13 protein-coding genes and 1 pseudogene are annotated in these 13,420 nt (G+C 63.5%); 4 read left to right on the forward strand and 10 right to left on the reverse strand.

Going from position 1 to position 13,420, the window contains the following annotated elements; translation table 11 throughout:
* Window positions 1-101: 101 nt before the first annotated feature.
* Window positions 102-1,436 carry a tRNA (N6-isopentenyl adenosine(37)-C2)-methylthiotransferase MiaB gene (gene miaB, locus ACZ0AV_RS19235; protein ID WP_499152514.1) on the reverse strand — a complete coding sequence of 445 codons (1,335 nt, stop codon included), beginning with the start codon at window positions 1,434-1,436 and terminating at the stop codon, window positions 102-104.
* A gap of 223 nt (window positions 1,437-1,659) precedes the next feature.
* Here miaB and ACZ0AV_RS19240 point away from each other — a divergent pair, with 223 nt between their 5' ends.
* Complete coding sequence (locus tag ACZ0AV_RS19240) at window positions 1,660-1,983, forward strand: DUF1820 family protein (RefSeq protein WP_070882209.1); 324 nt, start codon at window positions 1,660-1,662, stop codon at window positions 1,981-1,983.
* Between the two features lie 59 nt (window positions 1,984-2,042).
* On the opposite strand, the gene ACZ0AV_RS19245 is transcribed toward ACZ0AV_RS19240, so the two are convergent.
* From ACZ0AV_RS19245 to ACZ0AV_RS19260, 4 genes are all read right to left on the reverse strand, one after another.
* On the reverse strand, window positions 2,043-2,591 hold the full coding sequence (locus tag ACZ0AV_RS19245; protein ID WP_499152515.1) for a tetratricopeptide repeat protein: 549 nt from the start codon (window positions 2,589-2,591) through the stop codon (window positions 2,043-2,045).
* A 205-nt stretch (window positions 2,592-2,796) separates the two neighbouring features.
* On the reverse strand, window positions 2,797-4,086 hold the full coding sequence (gene hemL / locus ACZ0AV_RS19250; protein WP_499152516.1) for a glutamate-1-semialdehyde 2,1-aminomutase: 1,290 nt from the start codon (window positions 4,084-4,086) through the stop codon (window positions 2,797-2,799).
* Between the two features lie 27 nt (window positions 4,087-4,113).
* The gene (gene thiE, locus ACZ0AV_RS19255; protein ID WP_499152517.1) at window positions 4,114-4,755 is read right to left on the reverse strand and encodes a thiamine phosphate synthase; all 642 of its coding nucleotides are present in this window, start codon (window positions 4,753-4,755) and stop codon (window positions 4,114-4,116) included.
* Entirely contained in the window at window positions 4,755-5,588 is an 834-nt protein-coding gene (locus tag ACZ0AV_RS19260; protein WP_499152518.1) for a hydroxymethylpyrimidine/phosphomethylpyrimidine kinase, read from the reverse strand. The genes thiE and ACZ0AV_RS19260 overlap by 1 nt, the downstream gene beginning before the upstream one ends.
* 487 nt (window positions 5,589-6,075) lie before the next feature.
* On the opposite strand from ACZ0AV_RS19260, the gene ACZ0AV_RS19265 reads away from it, so the two are divergent.
* Both ACZ0AV_RS19265 and ACZ0AV_RS19270 read left to right on the forward strand, forming a co-directional pair.
* Window positions 6,076-6,939: an ABC transporter substrate-binding protein gene (locus ACZ0AV_RS19265; RefSeq protein ID WP_499152519.1), complete on the forward strand. Its 864-nt coding sequence runs from the start codon at window positions 6,076-6,078 to the stop codon at window positions 6,937-6,939.
* Between the two features lie 153 nt (window positions 6,940-7,092).
* The gene (locus ACZ0AV_RS19270; protein WP_499152520.1) at window positions 7,093-9,504 is read left to right on the forward strand and encodes a hybrid sensor histidine kinase/response regulator; all 2,412 of its coding nucleotides are present in this window, start codon (window positions 7,093-7,095) and stop codon (window positions 9,502-9,504) included.
* A 7-nt stretch (window positions 9,505-9,511) separates the two neighbouring features.
* Here ACZ0AV_RS19270 and ACZ0AV_RS19275 read toward each other — a convergent pair whose 3' ends face one another.
* From ACZ0AV_RS19275 to ACZ0AV_RS19290, 4 genes and pseudogenes are all read right to left on the reverse strand, one after another.
* Window positions 9,512-10,330 carry an MBL fold metallo-hydrolase gene (locus ACZ0AV_RS19275; RefSeq protein WP_499153403.1) on the reverse strand — a complete coding sequence of 273 codons (819 nt, stop codon included), beginning with the start codon at window positions 10,328-10,330 and terminating at the stop codon, window positions 9,512-9,514.
* Between the two features lie 67 nt (window positions 10,331-10,397).
* Window positions 10,398-11,129 (reverse strand): OBAP family protein, encoded by a 732-nt coding sequence (locus tag ACZ0AV_RS19280; RefSeq protein WP_499153404.1) that lies wholly within the window; start codon window positions 11,127-11,129, stop codon window positions 10,398-10,400.
* A 75-nt stretch (window positions 11,130-11,204) separates the two neighbouring features.
* The gene (locus tag ACZ0AV_RS19285; protein ID WP_499152521.1) at window positions 11,205-11,720 is read right to left on the reverse strand and encodes a DUF4142 domain-containing protein; all 516 of its coding nucleotides are present in this window, start codon (window positions 11,718-11,720) and stop codon (window positions 11,205-11,207) included.
* 301 nt (window positions 11,721-12,021) lie between these two features.
* Window positions 12,022-12,180: pseudogene (locus ACZ0AV_RS19290) on the reverse strand (con-10 family general stress protein); the annotation flags it as partial.
* A gap of 415 nt (window positions 12,181-12,595) precedes the next feature.
* Here ACZ0AV_RS19290 and ACZ0AV_RS19295 point away from each other — a divergent pair.
* On the forward strand, window positions 12,596-12,808 hold the full coding sequence (locus ACZ0AV_RS19295) for a hypothetical protein (RefSeq protein ID WP_499152522.1): 213 nt from the start codon (window positions 12,596-12,598) through the stop codon (window positions 12,806-12,808).
* Between the two features lie 44 nt (window positions 12,809-12,852).
* Here ACZ0AV_RS19295 and ACZ0AV_RS19300 read toward each other — a convergent pair whose 3' ends face one another.
* The gene (locus ACZ0AV_RS19300) at window positions 12,853-13,362 is read right to left on the reverse strand and encodes a ferritin-like domain-containing protein (RefSeq protein ID WP_499152523.1); all 510 of its coding nucleotides are present in this window, start codon (window positions 13,360-13,362) and stop codon (window positions 12,853-12,855) included.
* Window positions 13,363-13,420 lie beyond the last annotated feature (58 nt).

A 13,420-nucleotide genomic window follows, 5' to 3' on the forward strand; every position in this document is an offset into this window, starting at 1 on the left:
TGGAAGGCAGAGAATAGCGCTAGCCGACGCTGGGGGAAAGCGCGGCCGACGACCGCGCTGCGCTTGTGGCTGGGTGCGCGTTTCGTCTGCCGCGCAGCGCTTCAGTGGCGTTCGATCAGGGTGCCGCGCAGGGAATGCGGCATCGCTTCGTCGATATGCACGTCGACGAACTGGCCAATCAGGTGTGGGTTGTCGCACGGGAAATTGACGAAGCGGTTGTTCTCGGTCTTGCCCTGCAGCTTGCCCGGGTCCTTTTTCGAGAAGTCGCTGACCAGAATCCGCTGCACGCTGCCGACCATGCGCCGGCTATTTTCGAAGCCTTGTTGATTGAGGCGGTGCTGCAGCATCTGCAAGCGTTCTTTCTTCACTTCTTCGGGGGTGTCATCGGTAAGGTCTGCGGCCGGCGTGCCGGGGCGCGAGCTGTACATGAAGGAGTAGGAGAAGTCGAAACCGACATCCTCCACCAGCTTCATTGTCTGCTGGAAATCCTTCTCGGTTTCCCCTGGGAAGCCGATGATGAAGTCCGAGCTGATGACGATATCCGGCACCGCAGCCCGCAGCTTGCGGATGCGCGACTTGTATTCCAGTGCGGTGTGATTGCGCTTCATCGCCGCCAGAATGCGGTCGGAGCCCGATTGCACGGGCAGGTGGAGGAATTTCACCAGCTCGGGAATCTCGGCGTGGGCCTTGATCAACGCGTCGGAAAACTCCAGCGGGTGGCTGGTGATGTAACGAATGCGGTCGATACCGTCGACGGCTGCTACCAGGTACAGCAGCTCGGCGAAATCGGCGATGCCGCCCTCACGGGTCGCACCACGGTAGCCGTTGACGTTCTGGCCGAGCAGGGTGACTTCACGCACGCCGTTTTCGGCGAGGTGGATGATCTCTGCCAGCACGTCGTCGAGCGGGCGGCTGACTTCCTCGCCGCGGGTGTAGGGCACCACGCAGAAGGTGCAGTATTTGCTGCAGCCTTCCATTACCGAGACGAAAGCGCTGGGGCCGTCGACCCGTGGTTCGGGCAGGCGGTCGAACTTCTCGATCTCGGGGAAGGAAATGTCCACCTGGGCGACCTTGGTGCTGCGCGCGGCGTCGATCATTTCCGGCAGGCGGTGCAGGGTCTGCGGGCCGAACACCACGTCGACGTAAGGTGCGCGGTCACGAATCGCCGCGCCTTCCTGGCTGGCCACGCAGCCGCCGACGCCGATCACCAGGTCCGGGTTCTCCAGTTTCAGCTCGCGCCAGCGGCCAAGTTGGGAAAACACCTTGTCCTGCGCCTTCTCGCGGATCGAGCAGGTATTGAGCAGGATGACGTCGGCGTCTTCCGGGCGGTCGGTCACTTCCAGCGCCTGATGCTCGCCCAGCAGGTCGACCATGCGCGAGCTGTCGTACTCGTTCATCTGGCAACCGTGGGTTTCGATATAGAGCTTCTTGGTCATGGCACTGCCTGGAATGAGTGAAAGGTTTTTCAGGAAAACGTCGGCTCGCATCGGCGCGGGCTGCAGAGGGCGCCTGCCGATAGCCGGTCATGAAAAATGACCGCGCATTATAGGGGGCTTGGTCGGGCGAGGCCACAAGCGATGGACAAGAGGGGGCGACGTTGCGCCCGGCAGGCGTGCTAAGATTCGCGCCCTTTCATTGACTGCCAGCCAATCGTTACCCATGAGCAAGCGTGAACCGATCTACAAGGTGATTTTCCTCAACCAGGGCCAGGTGTACGAGATGTATGCCAAGCAGATCTTCCAGAGCGATTTGTGGGGCTTTCTGGAGATCGAGGAATTCGTCTTTGGCGAGCGCACCCAGGTGGTGGTCGATCCCAGTGAAGAAAAGCTCAAGGCGCAGTTCGATGGTGTGGTACGCAGCTTCGTGCCAATGCACTCGATCGTGCGCATCGATGAAGTGGAGCGTCTGGGCACACCCAAGATCAGCGAGGCCAAGGGCGGTGGCAACATCATGCCGTTCCCCATGCCGATGCCCGACAAGTAGGCAGCCGCCGCAGGTTCATCCGGCAGGATGATGGCGACGACGGCGTCAGGTCCGCTGGGTTACTTCAGAGGGGCGAACGGCGACAGGCCGTCGGCGGCCTGCAGTTCCTGCAGGTAGTTGCGGAAGATCTGCCCCAACACCTGGGTGGCCACTTCCAGTTCGGCCCGTGGCATCTGCAGCGACACTTCGTCCGCGCTGTCCATGGCTTCATCCGAGCCGTTGACGGCTGCCATCTTCAGCACGATATAGGCCTGCACGTTGTTCGCGGCCACGCCCTCGCCACGAAAGAACATCATGCCCAGGTGATATTGCGCCTGCGCATGGCCCTGCAACGAGGCGCGCTCGAACCAGCTCAGAGCCTGGGAGAGGTCACGCTCGGTGCCGCGGCCCTGGTAATAGAACTCGCCCAGTTCGTACTGCGCCTGGGGATCGCCGCCTTCGGCGCCCTGCTGGCAGGCCAGCAGGGCGCCGGGCAGGTCTTCGGGGGCGACGTTCAGCGAACAGCTGCCGGTCGCCGGGATCAGCAATGAGTTTCCGTCCGCCAGTGCAAGCAATGGCAGCAGGAGCAACAGGCAGCCCAGGGACAGGGTGCGGCCGGTGCGCTTCATGGCGATCCGAATACCTCGAGGTGTTGACAGGTGGGTGGCGGGCGGAGCAGGTGCGTCCACCATCGCATTATGAAATAAGCCGCGCCGTTCTTACAAAGTGTTTGCCGGCTTTTCTGCCGCGTCGCCGTGCCGGCATCTGCCCGGCAGGCGCGGCGACGGCTCAACGATGCGGCTTTCATCACGCAAAGGCGACAGGGTACCTTGCTTATACCTGTTTGAGGGCGGCAAACGCACGTTCCGCGGCATCGAGGGTGAGTTTCAGCTCGGCTTCTCCGTGGGCGATGGAGGTGAAGCCCGCCTCGAAGGCACTGGGCGCGAGGTACACGCCGCCGTCGAGCATCAGGTGGAAGAAGCGCTTGAAGCGCTCGGCATCGCTGGCCATCACGTCGTCGAAGGTGACGATGTCGTCGGCGCCACTGAAATACAGCCCGAACATGCCACCGGCCTGGGTCGTGACGAACGGAATGCCCGCTGCATCGGCACGATCCTGCAGCCCTTGCAACAGTTTGCTGGTGTAGTCGCTCAGCTCCGTGTGGAAGCCTGGGCGGCTGATCAGCTTCAGGGTGGTCAGGCCGGCCGCCATGGCCAGCGGATTGCCCGACAGCGTGCCGGCCTGGTAAACCGGGCCCAGTGGCGCAATGTGTTGCATGATCGTGCGCTTGCCGCCAAAGCAGCCGACCGGCATCCCGCCGCCGATGATCTTGCCGAAGGTCGACAGGTCCGGCGTCACGCCGTAATACGCCTGGGCGCCGCCGAGGGCAACGCGAAAGCCGGTCATCACTTCGTCGAAGATCAGTACCACGCCGTGCTGATCGCAAAGGCTGCGCAGCCCCTCCAGGAAACCCGGCGCCGGTGGTACGCAATTCATGTTGCCGGCCACCGGTTCGACGATGATGCAGGCGACCTCGCTGCCGACCTTGCCGAGCATTTCGGCGACCGCTTCGATGTCGTTGAACGGCAGGGTCAGGGTGTGCTTGGCGAAGGCCGCCGGTACGCCTGCGGAGTTCGGTACACCTTGGGTCAGGGCGCCTGAGCCGGCCTTGACCAGCAAACTGTCGGAGTGGCCGTGGTAGCAGCCTTCGAACTTGATGATGCTGTCGCGGCCGGTGAAGCCGCGGGCCAGGCGGATGGCGCTCATGGTCGCCTCGGTACCGGAGCTGACCATGCGGACCATTTCCATCGACGGCACCAGCGAGCAGACCAGATCGGCCATCTCGGTTTCCATCGCCGTAGGCGCGCCATAGGACAAGCCGTGGTCGAGCTGGCGACGTACCGCGTCGAGCACCTGCGGATGGCTGTGGCCAAGGATCATCGGGCCCCAGGAGCCGACATAGTCGACATAGCGCTTGTCGTCTTCATCGGTCACGTAAGCGCCCTCGGCGTGCTTGAAGAACAAGGGCGTGCCGCCGACGCTCTTGAAGGCGCGAACCGGCGAGTTGACACCACCGGGAATGTGTTTCTGGGCATTGGCGAAGAGGGTTTCGGAGCGGGACATGATGAACTCTCTCAAAAAAGATGCGGGTCAAGCCGATGCGAACAGGGCGCTGAAGGCACGCGCGCGGCGTTCGACTTCGGCAGTGGAATCGGCGGCGAACAGGGCATGGATCACGGCGACCATGCTGGCGCCCCTCTCGATCAAGGGGGCGGCGTTGTCCAGGTCGATGCCACCAATGGCGACGATCGGCAGCGCCATGCGCGCCCTGGCGGTGGCCAGCAGGTCGGCGCTGGCAGATGGTGCGCCGGGTTTGGTGTGGGATGTGAAAAAACGGCCGAAGGCGACATAGCTGGCCCCTTCCCGGGCCGCCTGCTCGGCGAGTTCCAGGCGCGCATGGCAGGTGCCGCCGATGATCGCCTGGTGGCCGAGCAGGGCACGGGCAGCGGCCAGCGAACCATCTTCCTGGCCCAGGTGCAGACCGACGCCCAGGCGGGCGGCCAGTTCGGCGTCATCGTTGATGATCAGCGTGGCACCGTAGCGTTGGCACAGGCTGCGCAGCGCTTCGGCGTCGCGCAGGCGGCGCGCGTCGTCGGCGGATTTGTCGCGGTATTGCAGCAGGCGCGCGCCACCAGCCAGGGCCGCTTCGACGTAGGGCAGCAGCTTGCCGCCGGCGAGTAGCTGGCTGTCGGTGATGGCATAGAGGCCGCGGAGCTTGTCGCCGGCGGCCATCAGCTGAGGTCCAGCGGCAGGCGGCGTGGCACGAATTGCCCGCGGCCAGGTTGCTCGGCATCGCGCAGGGTGCGCCAGGTGTAGTCCAGCGCGCTCTCGACGGCACCGACCAGGTCCTGGCCCAGTGCCAGGCGCCCGGCGAGGGTGCTGGCCAGGGTGCAGCCCGAGCCGTGATAACTGCCCGGCAGGCGTGCACAGGTGAAGGTGTGCTGGCGCCCGTCGCGCAGGTAGAGGCGGTTGTGCACGTCGCGCTCGTCGCCGTGGCCGCCGGTGATCAGCAGGTGGCGGATGTGTGGCAGCAGTTTCTCGGCGCACTCGTCGGGCGTGCCATCGGGCAGCTCGGCAAGGATTCGGGCTTCCGGCAGGTTCGGCGTGGCGATCGAGGAGGCCGCGAACAGGCGCTCGCGCATCGCGAAGCCCACTTCGTCCTTGCCCAGCGTGCCGCCGCCGCCGGCGCGCAGTACCGGATCGCAGACCAGCGGCACGCCGGGTAGCTGCTCCATGATCATCAACACCGTTTCGACCATCTCCACCGAGCCGAGCATGCCCAGTTTGACGGCGGCGATGGGCATGTCGGCGATCACCGCGTGGGCCTGGGCAAGCACCCAGGCGCGGTCGAGCACGCGGAAATCGCTGACGTCGACGGTGTCCTGCACGGTCAACGCGGTCACCACCGGAGCCGCGTGGCAGCCCTGGGCGAGGAGCGCCTCGATATCGGCCTGCAGGCCTGCGCCGCCACTCGGGTCATGGCCGGACAGGCACAGCACCACCGGGCGCGAAGGGGCGAGGCGTGCGGTACTGCGCTCGTAGTCGGGAAGGCCGAAGTCGATCATCTGTGTCGAGAGTTCCGGTTTGGCAGGTCGTGAGAAAGCCCGGCGGCGAGGCGGGTGGGCTCTTCAACAGCCTGTTGGGGCGCGGCGACAGTCGTCGTGCCCTGTTGATCGGGGCTCGCACCAGCGGGTGGCCGGCGGCATTTTCGTGGGGCGCGAGCTTAACATTTTATCCGCAATGATGAGGCCGGGTCATCGGCGGGGCCTGGCATGCCCGACGCTTTACCGGGTCGGGCGACAGCCTGGGCGGGCTGGCGCCATTGATCCTCGGCGCTGAAGGGCGTGGGGGAGCAGTGATCACTCGCTACAAAGCCGCTTTGCGGGCTTGCCGACACGGCAAGGGGCTGCGATTCTGAGCGTGCAGCGGCTGGCGCCGGGACGTCGACAGGGCGCCTGGCCACCGCGACGATCTCCCCGTTGCGCTGCAGTTGCCGGTTGCCGCGGTGGGGCGGCCATTCTCGTTTACCCGTTGCTCAAAAGGGCGCCTGGCATGAAGGATCTGTTGCGCGGTGCGCTGTTGTTGCTCGGCCTGATTGCCGGCCTGGCCCAGGCTCAGCCGCGGGTGGTGGCGCTGGGCTGGGAGGCGGCCGAGCACCTGCTGAAGCTGGACATTACCCCTGTCGCCGTGGCCGATGCGGCCGAATACCGTACCTGGGTGGTGCGGCCCGGCCTGCCGGACGAGGTGCCGGATGCCGGCTCACGTACCGCGCCGAATCTGCAGGTGCTGGCGCAGTTGAAACCGGAGTTGATCGTCATCCCGCCGTTGCTCGAAGGCCTGCGCGACAGGCTCGCGCGCATCGCCCCCGTGGCCGTCTACAGCAGCTTCAACCAGCAGCATGACAATTACCTGAGCGCCCGCGACAACTACCTGGCGCTGGCCCAGCGCTTCGGCCGTGAGGAGCAGGCGCTGCGGGAGCTGGCAGGCATGCAGGCGCGGGTCGATGAGCTGCATCGGCAACTGGTCGAGCATTTCCGCGGGCGTTTGCCCAAGGTCGCCGTGGTCCGCTTTTCCTCGCCCACCGTGGTGTCTATCAATGGGGCCAACTCCATGGCCGAGCATGCCATGCAGTTGCTGGACCTGCAGCCAGCCTACCCGCTGCCACGCAGCTCGCTGGGCGTGGTGCAGGTGCCCGTGACCACGCTGGGGCGCATCGATGAAGGGGTAATCCTGCACATCGAGCCCTTTGCCCAGCAGGACCAGTTGTTCAATACGCCGGCTTGGCAGGGCATGCCGTTCGTGCGCGAGGGCCGCTTCGGCGCCATGCGTTCGACCTGGACGTATGGCGGGGTGTTTTCCATCGAGTACCTGGCCGAGGCGATTACCGAGGCGCTGCTAAGCCTGCCCGCGCGCTGATCGGCGTGGCGATTTAGGCGCCGTAGCGCTTGCGATGAGGCGCGGACAGCACCTAGAGTTGCCGCATTCCTATTTCGAGTCGTGCGAGCCAGTATCAACAGGGTGGGCGTGGGGCCTGCCGATGCTGCTCGATTCGGCCATTTGCGGGGCTGCATGCGTTTTTTCCTGATTGTTCTTCTCGCTATCTGCCCGCTGTGGGCAAGTGCTGCCGGGCCGGCGGTGTTCGACGAGCATACCCGGGCCCTGTCGCTCGGCCAGCGGATGTCGGTGTTCGAGGACGTTCGCGGCGACAAGACCATCGACGATGTCACCTCCAGTGCGCTGCAAGGCAGTTTTCGCGAACACGACAAATCGGTACTGAACGCCGGGTACTCGCGCTCGGCATTCTGGATACGGGTCGACCTGCACTACCAGCCGCGCGGCTCTGCGGCCCGTGCGCGTGAGCATCAGCAGTGGCTATTGGAACTGGCCTACCCGCCGCTGGACCGTCTCGAACTCTATGACGCCGGCGAGGATGGGCGCTTTCGCCTGGTTCAGCGTACCGGCGATTCGCTGCCGTTCTCCAGCCGCGAGATTCGCCAGAACAATTACCTGTTTTCCCTCGACTTGCAGCCCGATCAGGTGCGTCGCGTCTACCTGCGCCTGGAAAGCCAGGGGTCGATCCAGGCGCCGCTGACGCTCTGGTCACCTAGCGCCTACCTGGAAGAGCAGCCGGCCCGCATCTATGTGTTGGGGATCATCTACGGCGTGCTGCTGGTAATGCTGATCTACAACCTGTTCATCTTCCTCAGCGTGCGCGATACCAGCTACCTCTACTACATCCTCTACATCGCTTCGTTCGGCCTCTATCAGGTGTCGGTGAACGGTGCCGGCATCGAGTTCTTCTGGCCGGACAACCCCTGGTGGGCGAACGTCGCCACGCCGTTCCTGATTGGCGCGACGGCGCTGTTCGGTTGCCAGTTCGCGCGCAGTTTCCTGCAGACCGCGGAGCACAGCCCCTGGGTCGACCGCAGCCTTTTGGCGCTGATGCTCTGGGGCGCTCTGGTGATGGTGCTGGCATTGACTGCCAGCTATGCCGTCTCGCTGCGCCTGGCCACTGTGCTGGCGCTGGTGTTCACCCTGGTGATTTCGCTCGCCGGGGTGTTGGCCTGGCTGCGTGGCATGCGGGTGGCGCGCTATTTCATCATCGCCTGGGCTGCTTTTCTGCTGGGTGGCGTGGTCAACACGCTGATGGTCCTGGGCTACCTGCCCAACGTGTTCCTGACCATGTACGCCAGCCAGATAGGCAGTGCCATCGAGGTCGCCCTGTTGTCACTGGCGCTGGCCGACCGGATCAACGGCATGAAGGAGGAGCGGGCGCGCATCCTGCAGAATGCTTCCGCGAAGCTGGAGGCGCTCAACCAAGAACTGGCCGACAGCAACCGCCTCAAGGACGATTTTCTGGCCACCGTGACCCATGAATTGCGCACCCCTATGAATGGCGTGATCGGCTCCCTGGAGCTGATGCAGACCCTCAAGCTGGAACCGGAAGTCGAGCAGTACCAGAAGACCGCAACGCGCTCGGCGCGCGACATGATGCAGATGGTCAACGACATTCTCACGCTTACCGAGCTGCAATCCGGCCGGCTCTATCCGCGGCGCCAGACCTTCAGCCTGCGCGGCTTGCTCGATGGCGCCTGTGCGCCATACGAAACCCGTGCTCGCGAGAAGGGCCTGGCCTTTTCCCTGGACCTGGACGAGCGCCTGCCCGATACCGTGGAAGGTGATGCGGTCAAGCTGGCGCAGAGCCTCGGTTATCTGCTCGACAACGCCGTCAAGTTCACGGCTGCAGGCAAGGTGAGCCTGCGCGTGCTGGCTGACGGCGAGCCGACGCACGAGGCGCTGCCGCTGAGCTTCGAGGTGATCGATGCCGGTATCGGCCTGGCGAACATGCGTGAGGCCGACCTGTATCGTCGCTTTCATCAGCTCGATACCTCGATGACGCGCCAGTATGGCGGGCTGGGCATCGGGCTGAGTATCTGCCGAAAACTGGTCGACCTGCTGGACGGACGGCTGGCCTACGAGCCCAACCGCGCCGGCGCCGGCGGCAGCATCTTCCGTATCAGCCTGACGCTGGCGTTGCCGGTGCAGGTGGCCGGCAGCCAGCCGGCGGTGCGCCGCGCCAGTGGTCGCCCGCTGCGCACGCCGGACCAATGCACCGTGCTGGTGGTCGAAGACAACGCCATCAACCAGCTGGTGATCCGCGGCATGCTGCTCAAACTCGGCTACCGGGTGCGCACTGCAGATAACGGCAGCGAAGCGCTGGAATGCCTGCAACGCGAGTCGGTCGATGCCTTGCTGCTCGATTGCCAGATGCCGGTGATGGATGGTTTCGCTACCTGCCGGGCGTTACGCCTGCTGCCGGGCTGCGCCGAGTTGCCGGTGCTGGCGGTGACCGCTCACAGCCAATCTGGCGACCGTGAGCGCTGTCTGGCTGCGGGGATGAGCGACTACCTGGCCAAGCCGGTCAAGTTCGACGAGTTGCGGGTGTTGTTGCACGATTGGGTACTGTGCCGCACGCGGTGATCGATGGTTAACGAGGGCCGGGCAGGTAGCGCGCCAGCTCGCGGGCGTCGTGGCTGCAGAAGATCTGCATCTGCGGGTGCGCCAGGGACAGTGCCTGCAGCCGGCGCTGATTGAGCACGCGCCTGTCGTGGTCGGTGTCCATCAGGCGCTGGTAGAGGCGCAGCCCGGGTGTGCAGCGGCGAGACGGCTGGCCGATCTCGCCGCGAAAGAAGTAGGCATCCCCGGCGTGCAGCACCCAGCCGTTCTCGCCCTGGATGGCCACACCGGTGTGCCCGGCCGTGTGGCCGCGCAGGGGAATGAGCAGAATGTCGTCGAGTACGCAGCGAATCGACTGCAAGCCCAGCCACTCCTCACCGTCCTCACGGTAGAACTGCCAGTGGCGCACATTGCGCCACTGCGCGGGCACGAAGCGCCGACGTGGCAGGAAACCGCGCAGCTGCTGAACTGCGGCGTGCTCGTCCTGCAGGAGGTGCACGGTGGCTTCAGGAAAATCGGCCAGCCCACCTGCATGGTCGAAATCGAGGTGGGTGAGCAGAATATGGCGCACGTCGGCGGGCTGAAAACCCAGGCGACGGACCTGGCCGACCGCTGTGAGGGCGGGATCGAACTGGATGTTGTTGAGCAGCCGGAACATCCGGCTGAGGCGCCGTGGGTTCTGCACGTCCTGTTCGCCGAAACCGGTGTCGACCAGTACCAGGCCGTCGCGCTCGGTTTCGATCAACAGGCAATGGCAGCACAGATGAGCGGTGAGGCCTTTGCTGAACCCGTCGAACAGCGCGCCACCGAACGGGCACATGCAGCCACAATCGAGGTGATGGATTCTGATCATTGCGTGCTCCGCTTGACGGCCCGCAGCGCGTACCTGTCAGCCTGCGCTCCAGTCGTCATGGCCGTCAGTGATGGACGTGGGCGCCGGTCGGGTCTTCGATCTGGAACACCTTGCCCTTCTGCCAGGCATCGGCGCCCGGTTGAACCGTGGGCGTTTCGATGTCTTCGCGGGCGCGGCGCTTTTGCGCACTGTCTATGCCCAGCCGTTGATCGCGCTCCTCGACCATTCGTGGGTCAGCCTGGCCATCGGCGGTAAAGCCCATCATCAACTGCGGCACACCCAGCGGCAGGCTTTTCTTCTGATCCGTGTGCCAGGTGTGCCAGGTCTTGCCGTAGGTGCGCACCAGCTTGCGCATCAGTGCGTTCTCAGCGGCCTGAGGAATGCCGGGCGCTACCAACTGGCCCGATTTCACCTCGTGCACGTGGCTGTGCCACAGCGGTTTTTCGTCCTCGGGCAGGGTGGTGAACAGCTGCTCACTGATGATGTACTCGACACCCATCAGCTTCGCGTCCTTCACATTGCCGTCGTAGATCACGCACTGGATCAACTCCTCGCTGAGGATCGAGCAGTAATGGTGGGCCTCCATCTGTGCGTGCTGCCGGCCGTTATAGAAGTGAAACCCGTCGAGGTAGGCGTTCAGCGCACTGATCGGCGGCTGCGATTGCAGGGCGGCGGCGCCTGCATCGAGCAACCGGGTGTCGGCTTTCTTCGGGGCGCCCTCCACGCCGACATTGGACCCACTTTCAGCGGCGACACAACCGCTGATCTGCAGCGTGGCAAGCAGGGGCAGCAACATCAGGCCCGTTCGCGCAATCATCTCGATCCTCCCGGTCATGCCCGAGCCCGGCGAGTGCCTGACTCGGGGCTACGGTTATTGGCGTTTCTGGGTCTGGGCCTGCAGGTCCTTGGCCATTTCCAGGTGATGCTCCAGCTTGGGCAGGGTTTCCTTCACCCAGGCGCTTACCTCGGCATCGTCGGAGGCCGCTGCCTTGCGATAGAGCTCGATGGTCTGCTCGTGAGCGACCACCTGATTGTTCGCATAGGCTTCGTCGAAATTCTCGCCGTCGCGTACCTGCAGGATCATCGCCTTGGCCTTGTTCAGTAACTCGGCATCATCGGAGACGGGCAGGTTCTTTTTCTCGGCCAGCGCCTTGAGTTCATCGTTGGCCCGGGTGTGGTCATCGATCATCGCCTGGGCGAATTTCTTCACCTCGGCGTGGGTGCCTTTTTCCAGGGCCAGCTTGCCGGTTTCGATTTCCGCGATGCCCTTGGCCGACGCTTCCTCGGCGAAGTCTGCGGCGCTGACGGATTCGGCTGCCTGCGCAAGGCTCGCCAATCCGAATAGCAGAGCTGCCGTGGCGCTGATCAATACACCTGAACGTTTCATGTTGGAGACCTCATGGTTGTCAAAGAAGAGGGCGGCAAGCGCCAGGATCCATGTGCCTCAATGCATCGCCTCCGGCGATGAGAGAGCGCGTGAATCGGCTTGCGGAGCTGGCGATGAATCGACATTGACAGCTGTGGCTGTCGTGAACCGGCGCAGTACTGTCGTGTCGTTCTGTTCGCGGGTGTTCACGTCATTGAAAGGGGTTCAAAACGAACCCCTTTCATACGGAACGGCGATGCCGTACTCGCCGTTCCGTTTTATATAAAGAAGGGAGGGGTGAATCCCCTCCCGTTCATGCGGCTTAACGTCCGCCATGGCTGTTGGAACCACCTTTACGGCCGGCTTCGGAGGCCTTCTCACGGTCATTGGCAAAGTTGCCGCCCGAGTTATGGCCGCCTTTCTTGCCTGCTTCGCTGGCTTTCTCACGATCGTTGGCGAAGTTACCTGGGTTGTTGTTTCCGGTATTAGCCATTTCTCTAATCCTCTTTACGTTGTGCCTGCCGTTAGTGGCAGGTAAATTTTTCGAAAGATGGCGGTGATAAATGTTCGACTAAAAATTAACGACGGCCGATAAACGGTAACTTGATACCAGGGTGCAATCAGTGTGTTCAATAGGTGTACAAGTTTTTGATAGTAACGTGATGACAGTGTCACGTTACGCCGGCTTACTTTATTGCCAAGTAATGAGTCGCGGGCGTTGCGCTTCGCATGATGCGCGGGGTCGCAAAGCGATGCGTGCGTCCACTTGTCGGCGCCCTTGTCAACGGAGTGAACAGGACTTTTCGCGGTGCGGTCATCAGGTTGTGATCGTTGCGCAGCGACAGCTGGGCGCCCGCGGTCACGTAATTATTCAAATGATGAAATGAGGAATTACCATGAGCGGACAGATTTTCTTGATCAACTACATTTGCGACAACCAGCCCATGCACTTGGAAGTGCCGTCCGATGCCGACACCATGACCGTCGAACAGGCGCAGGCCCATGTCGAGGAGCAGGGGGCGAAGGGAAGGATCACCGATGTGCAGGTCAGCAAGATCACCCGCACCCATGAACCCGGCACGACGCCGGGTCACTACAAGCAGCCCTGATGCTTGCAGGGCACGGGCGGATAACATCCACCCGTGCAGAGCGCTTAGCGCTTGGCTTCCAGGCCGGGCGTCGCCGAGCGATCGAGGAACGCCTGGCTGAGTTCCGGCAGGTGGTCACGGAGCCAGTCGGCCATGGCGATCTCCTGCTCGAGAATGCGTTCACAGTCGGCCTGGGTCTGCGCATCGCCAACTGCCTTGGCTGCGGCGATCAACACCGTGTAGGTGGCGATCTCGAGGGTTTCGAACACATAGCCAGACATGGCGCCCTTCACCACCTCGTCGCTCATCAGCATGCCGCCCATCGCCTGACCGAACGCCATCAACTTGCCGCTCATGTCTTTCAGACTGGAAGGTTCGCTGCCCAGGCGCGCCAGTGCCTGTTCGAGCAGCTCGCGCTGACCCACGGTTTCTTCGATGTGTTTTTCAATGCGAGTGCGTAACTTCGGGTAATTCTGCAGGCGCTCTTTTTGTGCACTCAGCATCTGTTCGGCCTGCTGTTCCATGGCGTGCGCGTCGCGCAGCCAGCTCAACAGATTTTCGCTCTTGTCGGTCATGATGACAGCCTCGTTTATATAGGGGACAGCTTTCCGAGCCAGTGGCCGCTGCGCCGGT

The organism is Pseudomonas sp. AC532 (assembly GCF_979258965.1).

Coding starts and splice junctions, on each gene's coding strand:
- ACZ0AV_RS19285 (WP_499152521.1), bottom strand. CDS start 11,720: ATGAAACGTTCAGGTGTATTGATCAGCGCCACGGCAGCTCTGCTATTC.
- ACZ0AV_RS19240 (WP_070882209.1), top strand. CDS start 1,660: ATGAGCAAGCGTGAACCGATCTACAAGGTGATTTTCCTCAACCAGGGC.
- ACZ0AV_RS19245 (WP_499152515.1), bottom strand. CDS start 2,591: ATGAAGCGCACCGGCCGCACCCTGTCCCTGGGCTGCCTGTTGCTCCTG.
- ACZ0AV_RS19260 (WP_499152518.1), bottom strand. CDS start 5,588: ATGATCGACTTCGGCCTTCCCGACTACGAGCGCAGTACCGCACGCCTC.
- thiE (WP_499152517.1), bottom strand. CDS start 4,755: ATGGCCGCCGGCGACAAGCTCCGCGGCCTCTATGCCATCACCGACAGC.
- ACZ0AV_RS19265 (WP_499152519.1), top strand. CDS start 6,076: ATGAAGGATCTGTTGCGCGGTGCGCTGTTGTTGCTCGGCCTGATTGCC.
- hemL (WP_499152516.1), bottom strand. CDS start 4,086: ATGTCCCGCTCCGAAACCCTCTTCGCCAATGCCCAGAAACACATTCCC.
- ACZ0AV_RS19270 (WP_499152520.1), top strand. CDS start 7,093: ATGCGTTTTTTCCTGATTGTTCTTCTCGCTATCTGCCCGCTGTGGGCA.
- ACZ0AV_RS19280 (WP_499153404.1), bottom strand. CDS start 11,129: ATGTTGCTGCCCCTGCTTGCCACGCTGCAGATCAGCGGTTGTGTCGCC.
- ACZ0AV_RS19300 (WP_499152523.1), bottom strand. CDS start 13,362: ATGACCGACAAGAGCGAAAATCTGTTGAGCTGGCTGCGCGACGCGCAC.
- ACZ0AV_RS19295 (WP_499152522.1), top strand. CDS start 12,596: ATGAGCGGACAGATTTTCTTGATCAACTACATTTGCGACAACCAGCCC.
- miaB (WP_499152514.1), bottom strand. CDS start 1,436: ATGACCAAGAAGCTCTATATCGAAACCCACGGTTGCCAGATGAACGAG.